The 22,419-nt window shown below is 71.9% G+C and carries 20 protein-coding genes; 13 read left to right on the forward strand and 7 right to left on the reverse strand.

What is annotated here, in order from left to right; all coding sequences use genetic code 11:
• Positions 1-88 precede the first annotated feature (88 nt).
• From ACZ5WC_RS25450 to ACZ5WC_RS25460, 3 genes are all read right to left on the reverse strand, one after another.
• Positions 89-2,533 (reverse strand): Tex family protein, encoded by a 2,445-nt coding sequence (locus ACZ5WC_RS25450; RefSeq protein ID WP_468542973.1) that lies wholly within the window; start codon positions 2,531-2,533, stop codon positions 89-91.
• 204 nt (positions 2,534-2,737) lie between these two features.
• Positions 2,738-3,607 (reverse strand): SCO6745 family protein, encoded by an 870-nt coding sequence (locus ACZ5WC_RS25455; RefSeq protein WP_468542974.1) that lies wholly within the window; start codon positions 3,605-3,607, stop codon positions 2,738-2,740.
• 122 nt (positions 3,608-3,729) lie between these two features.
• Positions 3,730-4,494 carry an enoyl-CoA hydratase/isomerase family protein gene (locus tag ACZ5WC_RS25460; protein WP_468542975.1) on the reverse strand — a complete coding sequence of 255 codons (765 nt, stop codon included), beginning with the start codon at positions 4,492-4,494 and terminating at the stop codon, positions 3,730-3,732.
• An 80-nt stretch (positions 4,495-4,574) separates the two neighbouring features.
• On the opposite strand from ACZ5WC_RS25460, the gene ACZ5WC_RS25465 reads away from it, so the two are divergent.
• Positions 4,575-5,198 carry an HdeD family acid-resistance protein gene (locus tag ACZ5WC_RS25465; RefSeq protein WP_468542976.1) on the forward strand — a complete coding sequence of 208 codons (624 nt, stop codon included), beginning with the start codon at positions 4,575-4,577 and terminating at the stop codon, positions 5,196-5,198.
• A 146-nt stretch (positions 5,199-5,344) separates the two neighbouring features.
• Complete coding sequence (locus ACZ5WC_RS25470; RefSeq protein ID WP_468542977.1) at positions 5,345-5,800, forward strand: ATP-binding protein; 456 nt, start codon at positions 5,345-5,347, stop codon at positions 5,798-5,800.
• Positions 5,801-5,839: 39 nt separating this feature from the next.
• Here ACZ5WC_RS25470 and idi read toward each other — a convergent pair whose 3' ends face one another.
• The 4 genes from idi to galE form a co-directional block, all read right to left on the reverse strand.
• On the reverse strand, positions 5,840-6,433 hold the full coding sequence (gene idi, locus ACZ5WC_RS25475; protein ID WP_468542978.1) for an isopentenyl-diphosphate Delta-isomerase: 594 nt from the start codon (positions 6,431-6,433) through the stop codon (positions 5,840-5,842).
• Between the two features lie 147 nt (positions 6,434-6,580).
• Positions 6,581-7,849 (reverse strand): GNAT family N-acetyltransferase, encoded by a 1,269-nt coding sequence (locus ACZ5WC_RS25480; RefSeq protein WP_468542979.1) that lies wholly within the window; start codon positions 7,847-7,849, stop codon positions 6,581-6,583.
• Between the two features lie 248 nt (positions 7,850-8,097).
• Positions 8,098-9,039 carry a cation diffusion facilitator family transporter gene (locus tag ACZ5WC_RS25485; RefSeq protein ID WP_468542980.1) on the reverse strand — a complete coding sequence of 314 codons (942 nt, stop codon included), beginning with the start codon at positions 9,037-9,039 and terminating at the stop codon, positions 8,098-8,100.
• Between the two features lie 192 nt (positions 9,040-9,231).
• A complete protein-coding gene (gene galE / locus ACZ5WC_RS25490) occupies positions 9,232-10,218 on the reverse strand; it encodes a UDP-glucose 4-epimerase GalE (protein ID WP_468542981.1) in 987 nt (328 codons plus the stop codon).
• Between the two features lie 320 nt (positions 10,219-10,538).
• On the opposite strand from galE, the gene ACZ5WC_RS25495 reads away from it, so the two are divergent.
• The 11 genes from ACZ5WC_RS25495 to ACZ5WC_RS25545 all read left to right on the forward strand — a co-directional run bounded on the left by ACZ5WC_RS25495 (position 10,539) and on the right by ACZ5WC_RS25545 (position 22,406).
• Complete coding sequence (locus tag ACZ5WC_RS25495) at positions 10,539-12,293, forward strand: DUF5941 domain-containing protein (protein ID WP_468542982.1); 1,755 nt, start codon at positions 10,539-10,541, stop codon at positions 12,291-12,293.
• Entirely contained in the window at positions 12,290-13,027 is a 738-nt protein-coding gene (locus tag ACZ5WC_RS25500) for a phosphocholine cytidylyltransferase family protein (RefSeq protein WP_468542983.1), read from the forward strand. The genes ACZ5WC_RS25495 and ACZ5WC_RS25500 overlap by 4 nt, the downstream gene beginning before the upstream one ends.
• Entirely contained in the window at positions 13,015-14,076 is a 1,062-nt protein-coding gene (locus ACZ5WC_RS25505; protein WP_468542984.1) for an iron-containing alcohol dehydrogenase family protein, read from the forward strand. The genes ACZ5WC_RS25500 and ACZ5WC_RS25505 overlap by 13 nt, the downstream gene beginning before the upstream one ends.
• On the forward strand, positions 14,054-14,833 hold the full coding sequence (locus ACZ5WC_RS25510; protein ID WP_468542985.1) for a CDP-alcohol phosphatidyltransferase family protein: 780 nt from the start codon (positions 14,054-14,056) through the stop codon (positions 14,831-14,833). Before ACZ5WC_RS25505 ends, ACZ5WC_RS25510 begins: the two co-directional genes overlap by 23 nt.
• A gap of 8 nt (positions 14,834-14,841) precedes the next feature.
• Positions 14,842-15,714: a glycosyltransferase family 2 protein gene (locus tag ACZ5WC_RS25515; protein ID WP_468543043.1), complete on the forward strand. Its 873-nt coding sequence runs from the start codon at positions 14,842-14,844 to the stop codon at positions 15,712-15,714.
• 101 nt (positions 15,715-15,815) lie between these two features.
• A complete protein-coding gene (locus ACZ5WC_RS25520) occupies positions 15,816-16,745 on the forward strand; it encodes an ABC transporter permease (RefSeq protein ID WP_096630849.1) in 930 nt (309 codons plus the stop codon).
• A complete protein-coding gene (locus tag ACZ5WC_RS25525) occupies positions 16,738-17,523 on the forward strand; it encodes an ABC transporter ATP-binding protein (RefSeq protein ID WP_468542986.1) in 786 nt (261 codons plus the stop codon). Before ACZ5WC_RS25520 ends, ACZ5WC_RS25525 begins: the two co-directional genes overlap by 8 nt.
• A 417-nt stretch (positions 17,524-17,940) precedes the next feature.
• A complete protein-coding gene (gene hpnC, locus ACZ5WC_RS25530) occupies positions 17,941-18,852 on the forward strand; it encodes a squalene synthase HpnC (protein ID WP_468542987.1) in 912 nt (303 codons plus the stop codon).
• Positions 18,853-18,881: 29 nt separating this feature from the next.
• Positions 18,882-19,802, forward strand: coding sequence for a presqualene diphosphate synthase HpnD (gene hpnD, locus ACZ5WC_RS25535; protein ID WP_468543044.1), 921 nt, complete (start codon positions 18,882-18,884; stop codon positions 19,800-19,802).
• Positions 19,803-19,920: 118 nt separating this feature from the next.
• On the forward strand, positions 19,921-21,306 hold the full coding sequence (gene hpnE, locus ACZ5WC_RS25540) for a hydroxysqualene dehydroxylase HpnE (protein ID WP_468542988.1): 1,386 nt from the start codon (positions 19,921-19,923) through the stop codon (positions 21,304-21,306).
• A complete protein-coding gene (locus tag ACZ5WC_RS25545) occupies positions 21,303-22,406 on the forward strand; it encodes a polyprenyl synthetase family protein (RefSeq protein ID WP_096630843.1) in 1,104 nt (367 codons plus the stop codon). The genes hpnE and ACZ5WC_RS25545 overlap by 4 nt, the downstream gene beginning before the upstream one ends.
• Positions 22,407-22,419: the final 13 nt, after the last annotated feature.

Below are 22,419 nucleotides of genomic sequence, written 5' to 3' on the forward strand. Positions count from 1 at the left end.
GCGCTGGGGCTGGGCCGCACGCAACCCCCGTAACGGTGGGGATACGGGCGGGCCGCACGCCGCGGCCCGCCCCGCGAACCGCCGAGGTTCAGCGCCCCCGGCCGCGGCCCTGCTTCGGGTCGCCCAGCCCGGCCCGCCGCAGCGCGTCCGCCATCGCGCTGTTCGCCGGAGCCGGAGATGAAGCGCCCTGGCCCTGCCGGGGCGCGCCGCCACCGCCGCGCCGGTCCCGGCCGCCGCCCTGACGGCCCTGCCCGCCACCGGCTCCCTGGCCGCCCTGGCCCTGGCGCTGCTTCGGCGGCCGGCCGCCCCGCTCGCCGCGGCCCTGCTGCCCGCCGCCGAAACCGCCCGCGCCGGGCTCGTCGTCCAGCCGCAGCGTCAGCGAGATCCGCTTGCGCGGCACATCGACGTCCATGACCTTGACCTTCACGATGTCCCCGGGCTTCACCACATCGCGGGGGTCCTTCACGAAGGTCTTCGACAGCGCCGAGACGTGCACCAGACCGTCCTGGTGGACGCCGATGTCCACGAACGCGCCGAACGCCGCCACGTTCGTCACGACGCCCTCCAGCACCATGCCGGGCTCCAGGTCGCCGAGCTTCTCGACGCCCTCCTTGAAGGTCGCCGTGCGGAAGGCGGGGCGCGGGTCGCGACCCGGCTTCTCCAGCTCCTTCAGGATGTCCGTCACGGTGGGCAGGCCGAACATGTCGTCCACGAAGTCCGCCGCGCGCAGCGACCGCAGCGCCTCCGTGTTGCCGATCAGCGAGGCGACCTCGCCGCCCGCCGTCTTCCCCATCCGCCGCACCACCGGGTAGGCCTCGGGGTGCACGCTGGAGCCGTCCAGCGGGTCGTCCCCGCCCCGGATCCGCAGGAAGCCCGCACACTGCTCGTACGCCTTCGGGCCGAGCCGTGCCACGTCCTTGAGCGCCTTGCGGGACCGGAAGGGCCCGTTGGTGTCCCGGTGCGCGACGATGTTCTCGGCGAGTCCCGAGCTGATCCCCGAAACCCGCGAAAGCAGGGGTGCGGAGGCGGTGTTGACGTCCACACCGACGCCGTTCACACAGTCCTCGACGACCGCGTCCAGCGAACGCGACAGCTTCACCTCGGACAGGTCGTGCTGGTACTGGCCGACACCGATCGACTTCGGGTCGATCTTCACCAGCTCGGCCAGCGGGTCCTGGAGCCGCCGGGCGATCGAGACCGCGCCGCGCAACGACACGTCCATGTCGGGCAGTTCCTGCGAGGCGAAGGCGGAGGCGGAGTAGACCGACGCGCCCGCCTCCGAGACCATCACCTTGGTGAGCTTCAACTCCGGGTGCTTGTCGATCAGTTCACCGGCCAGCTTGTCCGTCTCGCGGGACGCCGTGCCGTTGCCGATGGCGATCAGGTCGACCGCGTGCTCCTTCGCGAGGTGCGCGAGCTTCGCCAGAGCCTGGTCCCACTTGTTCGCGGGTACGTGCGGGTGGATCACATCGGTGGCCACCACCTTGCCGGTGGCGTCGACGACCGCGACCTTCACGCCCGTGCGGAAGCCGGGGTCGAGCCCCAGGGTGGCGCGCGTCCCGGCAGGGGCGGCGAGCAGCAGATCACGCAGGTTCGAGGCGAAGACCCGTACCGCCTCGTCCTCCGCCGCCGTACGCAGCCGCAGTCGCAGATCGATGCCGAGGTGCACCTGAATCCGGGTCCGCCACGCCCAACGCACCGTTTCGCCGAGCCACTTGTCACCGGGTCGGCCCCGGTCGGCCACCCCGAAGCGGCGGGCGATCATGTTCTCGTACGCCGAGGGCCCCGGCCGCTCGGCGGCCTCCGGCTCCTCCGGCTCAAGGACCAGATCGAGCACGTTCTCCTTCTCGCCGCGCAGCAGCGCGAGCACCCGGTGCGAGGGCAGCGCGGTGAACGGCTCGGCGAAGTCGAAGTAGTCGGCGAACTTCGCGCCCGCCTCTTCTTGACCCTCACGGACCTTCGCCGCCAACCGGCCCCGGGTCCACATGCGTTCCCGCAGCTCACCGGTGAGGTCGGCGTCCTCGGAGAACCGCTCGGTGAGGATCGCCCGCGCGCCGTCCAGCGCGGCCCCGGCGTCCGCCACACCCTTCTCGCCGTCCACGAACGCGGCGGCCGCCGCGAGCGGATCGGCCGACGGATCGCCGAGCAGGCCGTCCGCCAGCGGTTCGAGCCCGGCCTCCCGGGCGATCTGCGCCTTCGTCCGCCGCTTCGGCTTGAACGGCAGATAGATGTCCTCCAGACGCGCCTTCGTCTCGGCGGCCCGGATGCTCGCCTCCAGCGCCGCGTCGAGCTTGCCCTGTTCGCGTACGGAATCGAGGATCGCCGTACGCCGCTCCTCCAGCTCCCGCAGATAGCGCAGCCGCTCCTCCAGCGTGCGCAGCTGCGCATCGTCGAGGGACTCGGTCGCCTCCTTGCGGTAGCGCGCGATGAACGGCACGGTCGACCCGCCGTCGAGCAGCTCGACCGCCGCCCTGACCTGTCGCTCCCGTACGCCGAGCTCCTCGGCGATCCTGCCTTCGATGGACGTCGTCACGGTTTTCCCGACTCGCCTTCTCGTACTGGCTGTGCTGGCCGTGCTCGCGGTGCGATGAGCACGTTCTTGCTTGCCGGGGGAGCATCCCCCCGGCCTGCATTGTGCCGGGTGGCCGGGGGCCGTGTCGCGCGACCTCGGGCAACACGCCCGGGAGCCCCGGCACCGTGTGCGAGGGTCCCGGGCCGTGCCGGGGGGTGTCGTGGGTCAGCCCCGGCCGGTCGCCGAGGCCGGGAAGGCGCCCGCCGCGGCCGCCGTGAACAGGAATCCGCGCCCCAGTTCGGTGAGCCGCTCCACGCCGTCGGCGCCCAGGTGCTCGTACGGGGCGGTGTCCATCCGGTCCGTCGCCTCCTCGACCTCCGCGCGCAGCGCCGTGCCCGCCTCGGTCAGCGCGAGGTCGTCGCCGCCGTCGAGCAGCCCCCGCTCCCGCAGCCGGTCAGAGGCCGCATCCCAGTCGCTGCGGCGCCAGCCCCGGGAGGCCAGGATCCAGCGGGGCGCCATGCCCTTGCCGGTCGCCGTGTGGCTGACGAGCGATTCGAGGGGGTCCAGTCCGGCGGCGAGAAGGGCCGCGAGGTGGGCGTCGCCGCGGTGCTCGCGCAGCAGGGTCGCCGCGTGCCAGAACGCCAGGTGCGGTTCCTCGGGCACCGGCAGCTCCGCGTGCGCGGCGTACAGCGGGCGGGCGTGCGGGGTGCAGGCCTCGGTGGCGCGCAGGGCGAGCCGGGCCGCCTCGGCCATCTCGTCGGAGGCGACGGCCTCCTCGCCGAGCAGCCGCCGCAGCGTCGAGTCCGCCGCCCGGAGCCGGGCCCCGAGCACCTGCTCGGGCGGGGCGGTCTGCCAGACGGCGGGCACATGGCGGGCCACGAGAGAGGGGTTGAAGTTGTAGAACGTGGCGGTGACGGTGCCCGCCCCCACCGCGCCGAGCGCGGCGGCCCGGGTCGCGAAGTAGGCGGCGCTCGGGTCCTCGATGCCGATCTTCCCGAGCTCCGCTCCGAGGTCGGGGGAGAAGAAGATGCACGAATGCAGCGGGTTGACGGCGTTGTGGCAGCGGCGTCCCGCGCGGGCCGGAAGAGTGGTCATGCCCGCACGTTACCGACTGGTCGGTACGCCAGGGAACCCGGGGGAGGCGTCAAGATGTCGCAGCTGCCCGCGACGGCGGGCATCCCGCGCCTTCGGCGTCTCCTGCGCCCCGCGGCACCGCCTCACCCGGTGGGTTTCGTGGTGTAGGTGAACCGCGGAGCGCGCCGTTCCAGGAACGCGGCGACGCCCTCGCCGGTGTCGCCGCTGCCGCGCGCCTCACCGGCCCAGTACGCGTCCCGGTCGGTCCGGCCCGCGGCGAACTCCTTCGCCGCGGCCTGCGTCAGCTGAGACCGGGACGCCAGCACCCGTACGTACTCCTCGACTCGCTTGTCCAGGCCGCCCGGCGGCAGCACCTCGTCGACCAGCCCGGTGCGCAGGGCCCGTTCCGTGCCGATCAGCTCACCGGAGAACAGCAGATGCTTCGCCGTGGCCGGTCCGACGAGGGAGACCAGCCGCCGGGTGGACGAGGAGGCGTAGACGATGCCGAGCTTGGCCGGGGTGACACCGAAGGAGGCGCCCTCCTCCGCGAACCGCAGATCGCAGGCGGCCGCGAGCTGGCTGCCGCCGCCCACGCAGTACCCGCGCACCGCCGCCAGCGTCGGCCGGGGGAACGCGGCGAGCGCCTCCTCGGCCGCCACCGCCAGCCCTCGGGCCTCGTCCGCGCTCTCCCGGAGCGTGGAGATGTCCGCCCCGGCGCAGAAGGTGTCCCCGGCTCCGGTCAGCACCAGCACCCGGACCGCCGGGTCGGCCGCCAGCCGCTCCAGTAGCTCCGGCAGGCTCCGCCACATCGCGGCGGTCATCGCGTTGCGCTTGGCGGGATGGGTGATCACCAGGGTGGCGATCCCGTGGTCGACGGACGGGATCAGGCGGGGTTCCGTACGGTCCATGCGCCGGATGCTATCCGTACGGTTCGAACCTATGATCAAGAAGGGGTCGTGAAGCGGACACGCACCGTAAGGAGCCGTCGATGAACGGACCCACCACCGAGGGCAGGAAGCTCAGCCGCAGTTTCGGCTGGCTCGCGCTGCTCGGCGCACTGCTGGTCATCGCGGGCATCATCGGCCTGATCTACACCGGTGTCGCCACCCTCACCTCGATGCTGCTCTTCGGCTGGCTGCTGCTCCTCGGCGGTCTGGTCGGGCTGCTGCACGCGATCGAGTCGCGTGGCACGAACTACTTCTGGCTGGGCGTCGTGGTCGCGGCCCTCAACATCGCCGCGGGTGTCGTCGTCATCAAGCACCCCGAGGGCACGGCCGAGGCGCTGACCATGTTCGCCGCCCTGCTCTTCCTGACCGGCGGGGTCTTCCGGCTGGTCGGCAGTGTCGTGGTGCGCGGCCCCCAGATGGGGTGGACGCTGTTCCAGGGCGCCTTCGGGCTGCTGCTGGGCCTGCTGGTGCTCTTCGACTGGCCGCACAGCAGTCTGTATGTCCTGGGCTTCTTCTTCTCACTGGCCCTGCTGTTCGACGGGCTCGGCCTGATCGCCATCGGCATCGGCGGCCGACGCATCGTCAGCCTGGTGTCGGAGCGGCTGGATGAAAGTGCCCCGGCCCCGGCCGAGCCGAGCGAGGCACCAGAAGAAGAACAGAAGTAGTCCGCCGACCGGCAAGGGCGTGCGCCTTTGGTCAAATAGCGCCGATACCTGGCTACTTCCGATCAGTGGCACGGTGCGGACCAAGCCGTTCCCAACACTCTTTACTCGACGGTCAGTGCAGTGCGAGTGAGAGCTGGTGCCGGACGATGGAGAGCCTCGGGAGTGTCCCCGCCGACCCCGTGTCGTACGAGGGGGTGTGGCGCTTCACCGCCCCCGCCGTGGACGCCTCCGTCCCCCGCGCCCGGCACGCCGTACGCGATCTCCTCGGGCGTCAGGGCGTGCCGATCGAGGACGACATCCTCCAGGGGCTGCTGCTGATCGTCTCGGAGCTCGTCACCAACGCCGTCAAGCACGCGGCGCTGCTCTCGCCCGAGCTGGCCGTCGAGGTGGCCATCGCCGCCGACTGGGTCAGAGTGTCGGTCGAGGACAACCACCCCTACCGCCCGACCGCCCTGGAGACCGACTGCGCCCAGACCGGCGGCCGGGGGCTGCTGCTGGTCAAGGTCGTCACCGCGGAGGCGGGCGGCACCTGCGACGTCGAGCACACGGCGAGCGGCGGGAAGATCATCTGGGCGGCGCTGCCGTTGAAGACGCAGCTCTGACCGCCCGCACGCGGCCCGGCAGCCGAGCGCCCGCCGCGTTCACCAGCCCGCCGAAGGCCCCGTCAGCTCGCGGATCGCCGGCCGGGCCGCATCCAGCACCGTCATGAACCACGCCGAGAACGGGCCCTCTGCGTGGCGCTTCTCCAGCTCCGACGCCGTGACGAAGGCCGTCTCGCCGACCTCCTCGGGGTCCGGCTTCAGCTGCTCCTGCGCCAGTCCCACGAAAAGGTGGTTGAACTCCTGCTCCACCAGGCCCGACGCGGGGTCCGGGTGGTTGTAGCGGACGGTGCCCGCCTCGGCCAGCAACGACGGCGACAGGCCCAGCTCCTCGTACGTACGCCGGGCGGCGGCCGCGAACGGGGACTCGCCCGGATACGGGTGTCCGCAGCAGGTGTTCGACCAGACACCGGGGGAGTGGTACTTGCCGAGCGCCCGGCGCTGGAGCAGCAGCCGCCCCTGCTCGTCGAAGAGGAACACGGAGAACGCGCGGTGCAGCTGCCCGGGGGCCTGGTGGGCCGCCAGCTTCTCCGCCGTGCCGATGGTGGTGCCGTTCTCGTCGACCAGTTCGAGCATGATCGCTTCTGCGGTGCCGTTCGACGAGCTGTGCGTCGCGGTGGCTGGTGTGGTCGGCATACCCATCCTTCGCTTTGGTCCCCGGCCTCGTGCGCCGGGCCCCTGGAGTCCGGTCAAGTCTGCCGTACAAAAGCCGCTTGTCCGTACTTCGGCTCCGGGCATGTCCGCCCCGCCGCGCCCTGCGAGCGCGGCGGGACGGACGGGGCGTCAGACCCCGAAGGCTGCCGGACAGCGGATCACGCCCGCCGGAACCGGGACGGAACCGTCCAGCACCAGCGCCATCATCGCCTCGTCCGGAACCTCGAACCCGGCGCGGATCCCGTAGCGCGACGCCGGGACGAATCCGAAGCGCGGGTAGTACTCGGGGTGACCGAGCACCAGCACCAGCGCCTCACCGCGGACCCGGGCGGCATCCAGCACCGCCCGCACCACGGCCTGCCCGGCCCCCTGCCGCTGGAACGCGGGGGAGGCGGCCACCGGGGCCAGCGCGAGCGCCGGGGCGTCGCCGACCCGGCAGCGGGTCAGCAGCGCGTACGCCGCGAGGGACCCGTCCGGGGCCTCGGCGACGTAACCGAGATCCGGCAGCCACGCCTCGGGGTCCGCACGCAGCGCGTCCACGAGATCGGCCTCGTCCGGGGTCGGGAACGCAGCCGCGTTGACCGCGTGCACGGCCTCGTGCTCGCCCGCCGCCTCCGGGCGGGTGACCCACCGGGGGTCGGCGGGCCGCAGGACGTACGCGGCGTAGCCGTACTCCGTGCCGTGCTCGCGCCGCACCGCCAGCTCCTCACGGGTGGCCGCGAGCGCCCACTCCATACCGGGAGCCGACGGATCGGCGCTCTCGACCCGCTCGGCGAGCGGGACGTAGTACTCGTCCCAGTCGCTGTCGGGCTGGACCAGCACGGCGGAGACCGTGCAGCCCGCGGCGACGGCCGCCGCGGTCGTCGCCGGCAGGGAGCGCAGGGCACCGTGGCGGTCCCAGAAGGCGCGCGCCCCGGCCGACGGGGCGTCCGTGGTCCAGACGCACTCGGAGATCATCATCGTGCCGCCCGGGGCCAGCAGGCGCCGCCAGTCGCGTACGGCGGTGTCGAACCCGATGCAGTACGCCGAGCCCTCGGCCCAGATCAGGTCGAATGACCCCTCCGGCAACGCGGGACCGGTGAGATCGCCCATGTCCGCCCGGACGGTGCGGATGCGGCCGCCGAGGCCCTGGGCCCCGGCCGCCTCGCGCAGCTCGTCCAGGAACGGCTGGTGCAGGTCGACCGCGGTCACCTCGGCGCCCGCCTCGGCGGCGAGCAGCAGAGCGGCACGGCCCGGACCGCAGCCCAGGTCGAGGACGCGCGGACGGTCGGGCAGCGAGCCGGCCAGAGCGAGCAGCCGACGCGTGGTGGCGTCGGAGCCGGGGCTCTGCCGGGGGAGACGGTGGTGCAGGGTGAAGAACGCCTCGGTGCGTGAGACGTCGTCCGTGTGGTCGGTCAACGTGGGAACCCTTGAGTGCGAGGGCTCCGGCCCGATCCGAGAAGAGGGACCTAGCCGGAAACCCGGGAGATGAGGAAGGACCGATTGCCGCGCCTGGCAGGCGTCGCCGCGACCGTCATCAACCTCAGCTCCTCTCGGAGGGTCTTCGCCGGCTTCCTTCGCGAAGAGTCCCGTTGTTCCCGGATGCCATCCACCGTGAGACTCGAACGTCTCAACGAACTGACCCTAGCACCGCTCCCGTTCCCGCCTCAGTGGCAGAGCCTGGCCTCGTGCTCCGCGTGGCCGCTCGGCTCCAGCTGGAACGTGCAGTGCTCCACGTCGAAGTGGTCGCCCAGGCAGCCCTGGAGCTCGTGCAGGAGCTTCTCGTGCCCTATCGAGTCGAGCATCTCCTGGTGCACCACCACATGCGCGGAGAGCACCGGCATCCCCGAGGTGATCGTCCAGGCGTGCAGATCGTGGACGTCGATGACCCCGGGCAGCTCCGTGATGTGCTCCCGCACCTCCGCCATGTCCACGCCCTTGGGTGCCGCCTCCAGCAGCACGTTCAGGGTCTCCCGCAGCAGCTTCACGGTCCGGGGCACGATCATCAGGCCGATCACCAGCGAGGCGATCGGGTCGGCGGCCTGCCAGCCGGTGCCCATGATGACGCCCGCCGAGATGATCACGGCCAGCGAGCCCAGAGTGTCGGCCAGCACCTCCAGATAGGCGCCCCGCACGTTCAGGCTCTCCTGCTGCCCGCGCGCCAGCAGGGAGAGCGAGACGATGTTGGCCACCAGGCCGACCGCGGCGAACGCGATGGCGAGTCCGCCCTTCGTCTCGGCCGGCGTGATGAAGCGGTCCACCGCCTCGAAGAGCAGGAAGCCGCCGACGCCGAGCAGCAGGAGACAGTTGGCCAGTGCCGCCAGGATCTCGGCGCGGGCGAAACCGAAGGTGCGGTTCGGACCGGCCGGCTTGTTCGCGAAGTGGATGGCGAGCAGGGCCATCCCCAGCCCCAGGGCGTCGGTGGCCATATGGGCCGCGTCCGCGATCAGGGCGAGCGAGTTCGACAGCAGACCGCCGACGATCTCCATGACCATCACGCTCAGCGTGATGGTGAGGGCGATCCGCAGCCTGCCCCGGTACGCGGCGGCCGCGGTCCCCGTCGGGGGCGGTCCCCCGTGCGTATGCCCGTGATCGTGGCCAGCCCCCATGGGATACCCCTCCAGGTCCGTACGACAACGCCGGGGCGAACCGCCCGACGTGGCCAGTGAACTACGGGTGGGGGGTATCCGGCAACACGGTACTGAACACCGTTGTCATATGCTCTGACCTGCGGAAACGTTCCGCAGGTCAGGGCGCTGGGATGATCGCTGGCGGCGGTTCGGACGTGTGCCCCGGACCGCTCACCGAGGCTGCCCGGAGCGTGCCTCCGGGTGACGCAGGCACCAGCCCTCCCAGGCCGACTCCACCATCTCGCGCACGCTTCGCCGAGCCGTCCAGCCCAGCTCCTCGGTGATCCGCGCGGCCGACGCCACCGCCTTCGGCGCGTCACCCGGGCGACGCGCCTCGACCACCGGCTCCGGCCCGAGCCCGGTCACCTCGCCGATCACCTCGGCCAGCTCCCGTACCGAGACACCCTCGCCCCGGCCGACGTTCACCGTCAGGTCGCCGCCCCGCCCGCCGAGTCGCCGGGCGACCGCGAGATGGGCCTCGGCCAGGTCGGTGACGTGAACGTAGTCACGGACACAGGTGCCGTCCGGCGTCGCGTAGTCGTCGCCGAAGATCCGCGGGGCCTCACCGCGCGTCAGCCGCTCGAACATCATCGGAACGATGTTGAAGACCCCGGTGTCCGCCAGCTCGGGAGCCGCCGCACCCGCCACGTTGAAGTACCGCAGACAGGCGGTCGAGATCCCGTGGGCCTTCCCGGTCGCCCGCACCAGCCACTCACCGGCGAGCTTGGTCTCGCCGTACGGGTTGATCGGGCGGCAGGGCGTCTCCTCGGTGATGAGTTCCGCGTCCGGTACGCCGTAGACGGCCGCCGAGGAGGAGAAGAGGAAGCGCCGCACGCCCGCCGCGACCACGGCTTCCAGCAGGACGGCCAGTCCCGCGACGTTCTCCCGGTAGTACAGCAGCGGCTTCTCCACGGACTCGCCGACCTGCTTCTTCGCGGCGAGATGCACCACACCGCTCACCGCGTGTGCGGACAGCACCCGGTCCAGCAGCGCCCGGTCGGAGGCCGAGCCCTCCACCAGCGTGACGGCCTCCGGCAGCCGGTCCACGACGCCCGTGGAGCGGTCGTCGAGCACCACGACCCGCTCTCCCGCCGCGACGAAGGCCCGCGCCACGTGCGCCCCGATGTATCCCGCCCCGCCTGTGATCAGCCATGTCATGGCCGCCAGCCTAAGTGCTGTCCCTCTCCCGGCCGCCGGCTCGCGGTTTGTCGGCCGGGCACCGATCCATGATGATGATCGCGAACGGCCCCCGGCCCGATCAGGCCCACCCGAACAGTGCGCGAACGGGTGGTGAACTCGGCCTTCCGTTCATCCGATAGCCTCAGCCGACATACCGCAGGCCGGCCCCGTGGCCGTGCCGCCGTGTGTCGTCCCCCGTCAGTGCCAAGGAGTGAGTTCGTCTGTCGACCGCCATCCTCACCGGTGCGCCGGTACCCGGATCGTCGCTCGCGGACGATCTGCGGTCCCTGGGCTTCGACGTGCAGACCGCCGTCGACGCAGGTGACGCCGCAGCCCTCCTCGCCGCTGTCCCGGCGGGCCGCCGCGTCGCGCTCGTCGACCCCCGCTTCGTGGGCCACGTGCACGCACTGCGGCTCGGCCTGACCGACCCCCGCTTCCCCGCCGCCGCCGTCCCCGGTGCGCTCACCGCCCAGCCGGAGGCGCGCGGCGCCCTGCTGCGCGCGCTGCACCGCACCACCGCCGCCGTCGGTGCGGGCGCCCCCGTCGTCGAACCGGACGCCGACCCCGCGCCCGAGGACCGCACCGTCCCCGGCCGCATCGCCGTCGCCCTGGACGCCGAGGGCGTCGCCGTCAAGCGCCCCGAACTCGGCTCGCTCACCGCCGCCGTCCCCACCGACGCCCGACAGCGGGCGGTCGCCGAGACGGCCCGCGACGCGGTCGACGACGAGGCGGTACGGCTGCGCGGCGCGGTCAAGGCCCACGACGGGTTCTTCACCACCTTCTGCATCAGCCCCTACTCCCGCTACATCGCCCGCTGGTGCGCCCGCCGGGGCCTCACCCCGAACCAGGTCACCACCGCCTCGCTGATCACCGCGCTCATCGCGGCGGGCAGCGCGGCGACCGGCACCCGGGGCGGCTACATCGCCGCCGGACTCCTGCTCCTGGTCTCCTTCGTGCTGGACTGCACCGACGGGCAGCTCGCCCGCTACTCGCTCCAGTACTCCACGATGGGCGCCTGGCTGGACGCCACCTTCGACCGGGCCAAGGAGTACGCGTACTACGCGGGCCTCGCCATCGGCGCCGTACGCGGCGGCGATGACGTCTGGGTCCTGGCACTCGGCGCCATGGTCCTCCAGGCCTGCCGCCACGTCGTGGACTTCTCCTTCAACGAGGCCAACCACGACGCGGTCGCCAACACCAGCCCCACCGCCGCCCTCTCCGGCAGGCTCGACAGCGTCGGCTGGACGGTCTGGGTACGCCGGATGATCGTGCTGCCGATCGGTGAGCGCTGGGCCATGATCGCGGTGCTCACCGCGCTCACCACCCCGCGCATCGTCTTCTACGCCCTGCTCGTCGGCTGCGGCCTGGCCGCCTGCTACACCACGGCGGGCCGCCTGCTGCGCTCGCTGACCCGCCGGGCCGGCCGCACCGACCGCGCCGCGCAGGCCCTCGCGGACCTCGCCGACTCCGGGCCCCTGGCCCAGGCCGTCGCCTCGGTCGCCCCCGGACTCCGGGGTGCGTTCACGGCCCCGGCCTTCGCCCTGCTCGGCACCCTCGTGATGGTCGGCGGGGCCTTCTTCCTCCCGTACGGCAGTTGGCTCACGGTCGCCGCCGCCGCGGTGTACGTCCTGCTCTCCGGCCTCGCCGTCGCCCGCCCGCTCACGGGTGCGCTGGACTGGCTGGTGCCGCCCCTCTTCCGGGCCGCGGAGTACGTCACGATCCTGGTGCTGGCGGCCCGCAGCGACGTCCCCCACGCCGTTCCGGCGGCCTTCGGGCTCGTCTCGGCCGTCGCCTACCATCACTACGACACGGTGTACCGCATTCGCGGAGGCACCGGCGCGCCGCCCCAGTGGCTGGCGCGGACGATCGGTGGACACGAGGGCCGTACCGCGCTGGTGGCCGTCCTCGCCGCCGCACTCACCCACACCTCAGGTTTCACCACGGCCCTGACCGCGCTCGCGGTCGCCGTGGCTCTGGTGGTGCTCGTGGAGTCCATCCGCTTCTGGGTGTCCTCCTCGGCCCCCGCCGTACACGACGAAGGAGAACTCGCATGATCGGCCTCGTACTGGCAGCCGGTGCAGGACGACGTCTGCGCCCCTACACGGACACGCTCCCCAAGGCGCTCGTCCCTGTCGACGGCGACAAGACCGTCCTCGACCTCACGCTCGCCAACTTCGCGGAGGTCGGACTCACCGAGGTCGCGATCGTCGTCGGCTACCGCAAGGAGGCCGTCTACGCGCGCAAGGCCGAGCTGGAGGCCACGTACGGCCTGACCCTCACGCTGATCGACAACGACAAGGCCGAGGAGTGGAACAACGCCTACTCCCTGTGGTGCGCCCGTGACGTCATCAAGCGCGGTGTGATCCTCGCCAACGGCGACACCGTCCACCCGGTCTCCGTCGAGAAGACCCTCCTGGACGCCCGGGGCGAGGGCCAGAAGATCATCCTCGCGCTCGACACCGAGAAGAACCTCGCCGACGAGGAGATGAAGGTCATCACCGAGGAGGGCAAGGGCGTCCAGCGCATCACCAAGCTGATGGACCCGGCCACCGCCACCGGTGAGTACATCGGCGTCACCCTCATCGAGCCCGAGGCCGCCGAGGAGCTCGCCGACGCGCTGAAGACCACCTTCGAGCGCGACCCCGACCTCTACTACGAGGACGGCTACCAGGAGCTCGTGAACCGCGGCTTCACCGTCGACGTGGCCCCCATCGGCACCGTGACCTGGGTCGAGATCGACAACCACGACGACCTCGCCAAGGGCCGGGAGATCGCGTGCCAGTACTGACCCGGCTCATTCCGTCCCCGGTCGTCGTCGACATCCGGCGCGGCGCCATGGACGATCTGGCGGGTCTGCTGGCCGATCAGCGGATCTCCTCCTCGGGCAAGCTCGCCATCGCGATCAGCGACGGCTCCGGGCGCGCCCTGCGGGAGAGGCTCGCCCCGGTCCTGCCGGGTGCCGACTGGTATCCGGTCTCCGACGGCACGATCGACTCCGCGGTGAAGCTCGCCGACGGCATCAAGGGCAACCGGTACGACGCCGTCGTCGGCCTCGGCGGCGGCAAGATCATCGACGTGACGAAGTACGCCGCGGCGCGGGTCGGGCTGCCCATGGTCGCCGTCGCGACGAACCTCTCGCACGACGGCCTGTGCTCCCCGGTCGCCACGCTGGACAACGACAACGGGCGAGGGTCCTACGGGGTCCCCACCCCGATCGCCGTGGTCATCGACCTCGACGTCATCCGTGCGGCGCCCGCCCGGTACGTCCGCTCCGGCATCGGCGACGCGATCTCGAACATCTCCTGCGTCGCCGACTGGGAGCTGGCCCACGAGGTCAACGGCGAGGAGATCGACGGCCTGGCGGCCGCGATGGCCCGCCAGGCCGGTGAGGCCGTGCTGCGCCACCCCGGCGGGGTCGGCGACGACGCCTTCCTGAAGGTGCTGGCCGAGGGGCTCGTGCTCACCGGTATCTCGATGTCGGTCGCGGGCGACTCGCGCCCGGCGTCCGGCGCCTGCCACGAGATCAACCACGCCTTCGACCTGCTCTACCCGCAGCGCGCGGCCAGCCACGGCGAACAGGTCGGCCTCGGCGCCTGCTTCGCCATGCATCTGCGCGGCGCCCGTCAGGAGTCCCTCCTGATGGCGTCGATACTGCGCCGGCACGGTCTGCCGGTCCTGCCGGAGGAGATCGGCTTCAGCGTCGACGAATTCGTCAAGGCCGTCGACTACGCGCCGCAGACGCGCCCGGGACGCTTCACGGTCCTGGAGCACCTCAACCTGTCCACCGACCAGATCAGGGACGCGTACGCCGACTATGCCAAGACCATCAGTAGCTGAACTCCGTCCGGTCGTTCACCCGCCGGGGGTCAAGGACCGGCGCAGCGGCGAGCACTGGGCCGGGCGCATGTACATGCGTGAGGTCTCCCTGCGCGTGGACCGCTACCTGGTGAACACGCGCGTCACGCCCAACCAGGTCACGTACGTGATGACGCTCGCCGGTGCGCTCGCCGCCCCGGCGCTCCTGGTGCCGGGCATCCCCGGCGCCCTGCTCGGCGTGCTCATGGTCCAGCTCTACCTCCTGTTCGACTGCGTGGACGGCGAGCTCGCCCGCTGGAAGCAGCAGTACTCGCTCAGCGGCGTCTATCTGGACCGGGTCGCCGCCTACCTGTGCGACGCGGCGGTGCTGGTCGGCCTCGGCCTGCGCGCCGCCGACATCTGGGGCGAGGGCCGGATCGACTGGCTCTGGGCGTTCCTCGGAACCCTCGCCGCCCTCGGCGCGATCCTGATCAAGGCCGAGACGGACCTGGTCGGCGTGGCCCGTCACCAGGGCGGGCTGCCGCCCGTCAAGGAGGCGGCATCCGAGCCGCGTTCCTCCGGCATGGCCCTGGCCCGCCGGGCCGCCGGAGCGCTCAAGTTCCACCGGCTGATCCTCGGGATCGAGGCCTCGCTGCTGATCCTGCTGGTGGCGATCCTGGACACCATCGGGGGCGACCTCTTCTACACCCGCCTGGCCACGGCCGTCCTGGCCGGTATCGCACTGCTCCAGACCCTGCTGCACCTGGTCTCCGTCCTGGCGTCCAGCAGGCTGAAGTGACGTCTGCCATGAAACTGGGCGCGGTGATCATCACCATGGGCAACCGCCCCGACGAGCTCCGCGCCCTCCTCGATTCGGTCACCGCCCAGCACGGTGACCGGATCGAGGTCGTGGTCGTCGGCAACGGTGCCCCGGTCCCGGATCTCCCGGCCGGGGTGCGCATCGTGGAGCTGCCGGAGAACCTCGGCATCCCCGGCGGCCGCAACGTCGGCATCGAGGCGTTCGGGCCGTGCGGGGCCGACGTGGACGCCCTGCTCTTCCTGGACGACGACGGGCTGCTCCCGAACCGGGACACCGCCGAGCTGTGCCGCCGGGCGTTCGAGGCGGACCCGGAGCTCGGCATCATCACCTTCCGGATCGCGGACCCGCACACCGGCGTCACCCAGCGCCGCCACGTACCCCGGCTGCGGGCGGCCGACCCGATGCGCTCCTCGCGCGTGACGACCTTCCTGGGCGGCGCCAACGCCGTACGGACCAAGGTCATCGCCGAGGTCGGCCCGCTGCCGGAGGAGTTCTTCTACGCGCACGAGGAGACGGACCTGGCCTGGCGGGCGCTGGACGCGGGCTGGATGATCGACTACCGCGCGGACATGGTGCTGAACCACCCCACCACCGCGCCCTCCCGGCACGCGGTCTACCACCGCATGGTGGCCCGCAACCGGGTCTGGCTCGCCCGCCGCAACCTCCCCGCCCCGCTGGTTCCCCTCTATGTGGGGGTCTGGCTGCTGCTGACCCTGGTCAGACGCCCGTCGTTGCCCGCACTGCGGGCCTGGTCCGGTGGTTTCCGGGAAGGCTGGTCGACGCCCTGCGGACCCCGCCGCCCGATGAAGTGGCGTACGGTGTGGCGGCTGACGAGGCTGGGCCGACCTCCGGTCATCTGAGAGGCTTTCCTCTGAGAGCATGAGGCGTATTTTCTTTCCGGAACCTGTCCGCCTGAGCCGCGCCCGCGACTGGCTGCGCGTGAAGACGAGAGTTTCAACTTGTGAGTGACACGACCCACGACGGTGGGGTAGCCCTCGGCACCCCACCGTCCGCCGACGAGGGCCTGAGCGCCGCCCAGCTGGCCGCCAAGCACGGCCTGACCGTGAGCGGCGCCAGGCCCGGGCTGTTCGAATACATGAGACAGCTCTGGGGCCGACGCCACTTCATCCTGGCCTTCTCCCGGGCGAAGCTGACCGCGCAGTACAGCCAGGCCAAACTGGGCCAGCTGTGGCAAGTGGTCACGCCGCTGCTGAACGCCTGTGTCTATTACCTGATCTTCGGGCTGATCCTGGGGACCAGGGAGGGGATTCCCCACGACGTCTTCGTGCCGTTCCTGGTCACCGGCGTCTTCGTCTTCACCTTCACCCAGAGCTCCGTGATGGCGGGGGTCCGGTCGATCTCCGGGAATCTCGGACTGGTCCGGGCCCTCCACTTCCCCCGGGCCTCGCTGCCCATCTCGTTCTCGCTCCAGCAGCTCCAGCAACTGCTGTTCTCGATGATCGTGCTGGTCGCGGTCGCCGTCATCTTCGGCAGCTACCCCTCGCTGTCCTGGCTCCTGGTGATTCCCGCCCTGATCCTCCAGTTCTTCTTCAACACCGGCCTGGCCCTCGTCATGGCGCGGCTCGGCGCCAAGACCCCCGACCTCGCGCAGCTGATGCCGTTCGTCATGCGGACCTGGATGTACGCCTCGGGCGTCATGTTCTCCATCCCGGTCATGCTCAAGGACAAGCCGGCCTGGATCGCCGACGTGCTCCAGTACAACCCGGCGGCGGTCTACATGGACCTGGTCCGCTTCGCGATGATCGACGGATACGGCTCCGAGAACCTGCCGGACCACGTCTGGGCCGTCGGCCTGGGCTGGGCCGTGCTGCTGGGCGTCGTGGGATTCGTGTACTTCTGGAAGGCAGAGGAACGGTACGGCCGTGGCTGAGAACAACGCACAGGGGCGCATTCCCACGGTGATCGCCGACGACGTGCACATCGTGTACCGGGTCAACGGCACGGGCGGCGGCCGGGGCAGTGCCACCGCGGCGCTGAGCCGCATGATGCGGCGGGGCAAGGGCGAGCCGCGCGGGGTCAGGAAGGTGCACGCCGTGCGCGGTGTCTCCTTCACCGCCTACCGCGGCGAGGCCATCGGCCTCATCGGCACCAACGGCTCCGGCAAGTCGACGCTGCTGCGGGCCATCGCCGGTCTGCTGCCGACCGAGTCCGGCCAGGTGTACACCGACGGCCAGCCCTCGCTGCTCGGCGTGAACGCGGCGCTGATGAGCGATCTGACCGGCGAGCGCAACGTCGTCCTCGGCGGTCTGGCCATGGGCATGAGCCGGGACGAGATCCGCGAGCGCTACCAGGAGATCGTGGACTTCTCCGGGATCAACGAGAAGGGCGACTTCATCACCCTGCCGATGCGGACGTACTCCTCCGGTATGGCGGCGCGCCTTCGTTTCTCCATCGCCGCTGCCAAGAACCACGACGTCCTCATGATCGACGAGGCGCTGGCCACCGGCGACCGCAAGTTCCGGGTCCGCTCCGAGGCACGCATCCGCGAGCTCCGCAAGGAGGCGGGCACCGTCTTCCTGGTCAGCCACAACAACAAGTCGATCCGGGACACCTGCGACCGGGCGCTCTGGCTGGAGAAGGGCGAACTCCTGATGGACGGGCCCACCGAGGAAGTCCTCAAGGCGTACGAGCGCGAAACGGGCAAGTAGCCGCCCTCCGCCTCCCGTGGCCCCTGCCGGACCGATCCGGCGGGGGCCACGCGGTGCGAGCCGCCGGGAAACCCTCCGCAGTAGGGCCCAGGGGCGATCTCCTCCCGGCGGATGACGTCAATTCGACCGTGCGCGGGGAAGGTTGAATGGAACGACGGCGACGTGGCGCGAGGCGTTCCACCCGGGCGCGGTTCTGTGAGCTGTACAACGTAAGCTGTAGCGGTGCTGATTCATGGCAAGTGGGGCGTTCCGCCCCCGGCGCTTCGCCCGCTGTGCCGCAGTGCACTCGGAAGCACGAGCGGCGTGTCCGAAAAGGGATGTTTTGGGTCAGCAGTGTAGAACGGGAGATGTGACGGCAATGACGGAAGATCTCCAGCTCCGACGTGGTTTCGCCGTCCCCGCGCCGGGCGGTCGGCAGTGACCTCCACCCCCGAGGCGCGCACCGGTGACGCCACCCTGGGCAAGGCCGCGGACGAGAACTTCCCCGTCGCGCCCTTCTTCCTGCCCCGCGCCTGGCGCGACGACCTGATGGCGGTCTACGGCTACGCCCGGCTCGTCGACGACATCGGCGACGGCGACCTCGCCCCCGGCGGCGCCGACGCCCGCCACCTGGGCCTGGAGCCGGAGCAGAGCGACGACCGGCTCGCCATGCTCGACGCCTTCGAGGCCGATCTGCACCGGGTCTTCGCCACCACCGGCGAGGAACCGCACCACCCCCTGCTCCGCGCCCTGCGCCCCACCGTGCGGCGCCGAGCGCTCACCCCCGAACCCTTCATCGGCCTGATCGAGGCCAACCGGCAGGACCAGAAGATCCGCCGCTACGGGACCTACGCCGAGCTCGCCGCGTACTGCGAACTCTCCGCGAACCCGGTCGGCCGCCTGGTCCTCGCTCTCACCGGCACCGCGAGCCCGGAACGTATCCGCCGCTCCGACGCCGTGTGCACCGCGCTCCAGATCGTCGAGCACCTCCAGGACGTGGCCGAGGACCTCGGACGCGACCGGATCTATCTGCCCGCCGAGGACATGGACCGCTTCCACGTCACCGAATCCGACCTGGGCCGGCCGTCCGCCGGAGCTTCGGTACGTGCCCTGATCGCCTACGAGGCCCGGCGCGCGAGCGAGCTGCTGGACGCGGGCACCCCCCTGGTGGGCAGCGTCGACGGCAGGCTCAAGCTGCTCCTCGCCGGATTCGTCGGAGGCGGCCGCGCCGCGCTCGCCGCGATCTCGGCCGCCGGGTTCGACGTACTGCCCGGACCGCCCAAGCCCACCAAGCCCAGGCTGCTGCGCGAAGTGGGAACCGTCTTGCGAAGAGCGCGTGGAGAGAGGTGAGCCGGACCGTGGAGGGACAGACGACGTACATGTCGCCGCCGGTGCAGGCCGCATACAGTTACTGCGAGGCTGTCACCGGACAGCAGGCGCGTAACTTCGCCTACGGCATCAGGCTGCTGCCGTACGACAAGCGGCAGGCCATGTCGGCGCTGTACGCCTTCTCCCGGCGGGTCGACGACATCGGCGACGGGGAACTGGACCCGGAGACCAAGCGGACCCGGCTGGAGAGCACCCGCGAGCTGCTCGACCGGGTCCGGAAGGGCGCGGTCGACGAGGACGACACCGACCCGGTGGCCGTGGCGCTCACCGACGCCGCCCGCCGGTTCCCGCTGCCGCTCGAAGGGCTCGACGAGCTGATCGACGGCGTCCTGATGGACGTGCGGGGCGCGACTTACGAGACCTGGGACGACCTCAGGACGTACTGCCGCTGTGTCGCGGGCGCCATCGGCCGCCTGAGCCTCGGCGTGTTCGGTACGGAACCTGGGGCCCGCGGGGCCGAGCGCGCCGCGGAGTACGCCGATACCCTCGGCCTCGCCCTCCAGCTCACCAACATCCTGCGCGACGTCCGCGAGGACGCCGGAAACGGGCGCACCTACCTTCCCGCCGACGACCTGGCCAAGTTCGGCTGCTCCGCCGGATTCCACCGGGCCACCCCGCCCCCCGGCTCCGACTTCGCGGGCCTGGTCCACTTCGAGGTCCGCCGCGCCCGCGCCCTGTTCGCCGAGGGCTACCGCCTGCTGCCGATGCTCGACCGTCGCAGCGGCGCCTGCGTCGCCGCCATGGCCGGGATCTACCGCCGCCTCCTCGACCGGATCGAGCGCGACCCCGAGGCCGTCCTGCGCGGCCGGGTCTCGCTGCCCGGCCACGAGAAGGCCTACGTCGCGGTGCGCGGCCTGTCCGGACTGGACGCCCGCCACATCTCGAAGCTGACCGCCAGGGGGCGAGCCTGATGCGTTCTCCCAGGTCCGGGCCTTGGGTCACCCTCCGGTGGCCCGACGCGCCGCTGACTGCGACGATCTGCGTGACGGCGACCCGCCGCACTGCGACGATCCGGCGAGAGGGGCCCGCATGAGCGACGACCTCCCGCGCCCCGTCGCTGTCGTCGTCGGCGGCGGCCTCGCCGGCATCACGGCGGCCCTGCGCCTGGCCGACGCCGGTCTTGATGTGACCCTGCTCGAAGGGCGGCCCCGCCTCGGCGGCCTCGCCTTCTCCTTTCAGCGCGGCGACCTCACCGTCGACAACGGTCAGCACGTCTACCTGCGCTGCTGCACCGGCTACCGCTGGTTCCTCGACCGGATCGACGCCGCCCGGCTGGCCCCCCTCCAGGACCGCCTGGACGTGCCCGTGCTCGACGTCGGCCGGACCGCGGGACCGCGCCTGGGACGGCTGCGCCGCACCGCCCTGCCCGTACCGCTGCATCTGGCGGGCGGCCTCGCCGCCTACCCCCACCTCTCGCTCGCCGAGAAGGCGGCCGTCGGCCGCGCGGCCCTCGCCCTCGGCCGCCTCGACCCGGCCGACCCCGAACTCGACCGCATCGACTTCGCGACCTGGCTCCGGCGGCACGGCCAGTCGCAGCGCGCCGTCGAGGCGCTCTGGGACCTCGTCGGCGTCGCCACGCTCAACGCCACCGCCCCCGACGCCTCCATGGCGCTCGCTGCCAAGGTCTTCAAGACCGGACTGCTCTCCGAGCCCGGCGCCGCCGACATCGGCTGGGCCACCGTCCCCCTCGGCGAGCTGCACGACACCCTCGCCCGCAAGGCCCTGGACACCGCGGGCGTCCGCACGGAGCTGCGCGCCAAGGTGGGCTCCCTGACCCGCACCGAGGACGGCCGGTGGACCGTCGAGACGGCGGGGGAGCGGATCACCGCCGACACCGTCGTCCTCGCCGTCCCGCAGACCGAGACCCACGACCTGCTGCCCGAGGGCGCGCTGGACGAGCCGGACCTGCTGCTCGACATCCCCTACGCACCCATCCTCAACGTGCACGTCGTCTACGACCGCAAGGTGCTGCGCCGGCCGTTCTTCGCCGCCATCGGCTCCCCGGTCCAGTGGGTCTTCGACCGCACCCACTCCTCGGGACTCGTCGGCCCCGGGCAGTATCTGGCCGTCTCGCAGTCCGCCGCCCAGGACGAGATCGACCTCCCCGTCGCCGACCTGCGCGCCCGCTATCTGCCCGAGCTGGAGCGGTTGCTCCCGGCCGCCCACGGCGCGGGCATCCGGGACTTCTTCGTCACCCGGGAGCGCACCGCCACCTTCGCGCCCGCCCCGGGCGTCGGGCGGCTGCGCCCCGGCCCCCGCACCCGGGCACCCGGTCTCCAGCTGGCGGGGGCCTGGACCGACACCGGCTGGCCCGCGACCATGGAAGGTGCAGTGCGCAGCGGCACCGCGGCCGCCGACGCGGCCCTCCAGGACCTCGGCCGCCCCCATGGACATCCGCTGCAGGAGGCGGCATGAGCAGTACCACCGGAACAAGAGGAGAGTCAGTGACCCCGGCGAATCCGGCTTTCGACACCGTGGCCGACACCACGGACGTCACCGCGCTTCTGGAGCGCGGCCGAGCCCTGTCAGCGCCGGTGCTGCGGGCTGCCGTGGACCGGCTCGCGCCGCCCATGGACACCGTCGCCGCCTACCACTTCGGCTGGATCGACGCCGAGGGCCGCCCCTCGGACGGCGACGGCGGCAAGGCCGTGCGCCCCGCCCTCGCCCTGCTGTCCGCCGAAGCGGCGGGCGCCCCCGCCGAGGCCGGCGTCCCCGGCGCGGTGGCCGTCGAACTCGTGCACAACTTCTCGTTGCTGCACGACGACCTGATGGACGGCGACGAGCAGCGCCGCCACCGCGACACCGTGTGGAAGGTGCACGGCCCGGCCCAGGCGATCCTGGTCGGCGACGCGCTCTTCGCACTCGCCTACGACCTGCTGCTGGAACTCGGCACGGTAGAGGCGGGCCGCGCGGCGCGCCGCCTGACCACCGCCACCCGCAAGCTCATCGACGGGCAGGCCCAGGACATCTCCTACGAGCACCGCGAGCGGGTCACCGTCGAGGAGTGCCTGGAGATGGAGGGCAACAAGACCGGCGCCCTGCTGGCCTGCGCGGTCTCCATCGGCGCGGTGCTCGGCGGAGCGGACGACCGCACAGCCGACACCCTGGAGGCGTACGGCTACCACCTCGGCCTCGCCTTCCAGGCCGTCGACGACCTGCTCGGCATCTGGGGCGACCCGGAGTCGACGGGCAAGCAGACCTGGAGCGATCTGCGCCAGCGCAAGAAGTCCCTGCCCGTCGTCGCGGCGCTCGCCGCGGGCGGCGAGGCCTCCGAGCGGCTGGGCGAACTGCTCGCCGCCGACGCCAAGAGCAGCGACTTCGACAGCTTCTCCGAAGAGGAGTTCGCCGCCCGCGCGGCGCTCATCGAGGAGGCGGGCGGCCGTGAGTGGACCGCCCAGGAAGCCCGTCGTCAGCACGCGATCGCCGTCGAGGCCCTGCACGCGGTCGACATGCCGCACCGGGTGCGGGAGCAGCTCACCGCCCTCGCGGACTTCGTGGTGGTACGCAAGAGATGATCAGCACGCGCAT

The organism is Streptomyces sp. NPDC033165 (genome assembly GCF_055577965.1).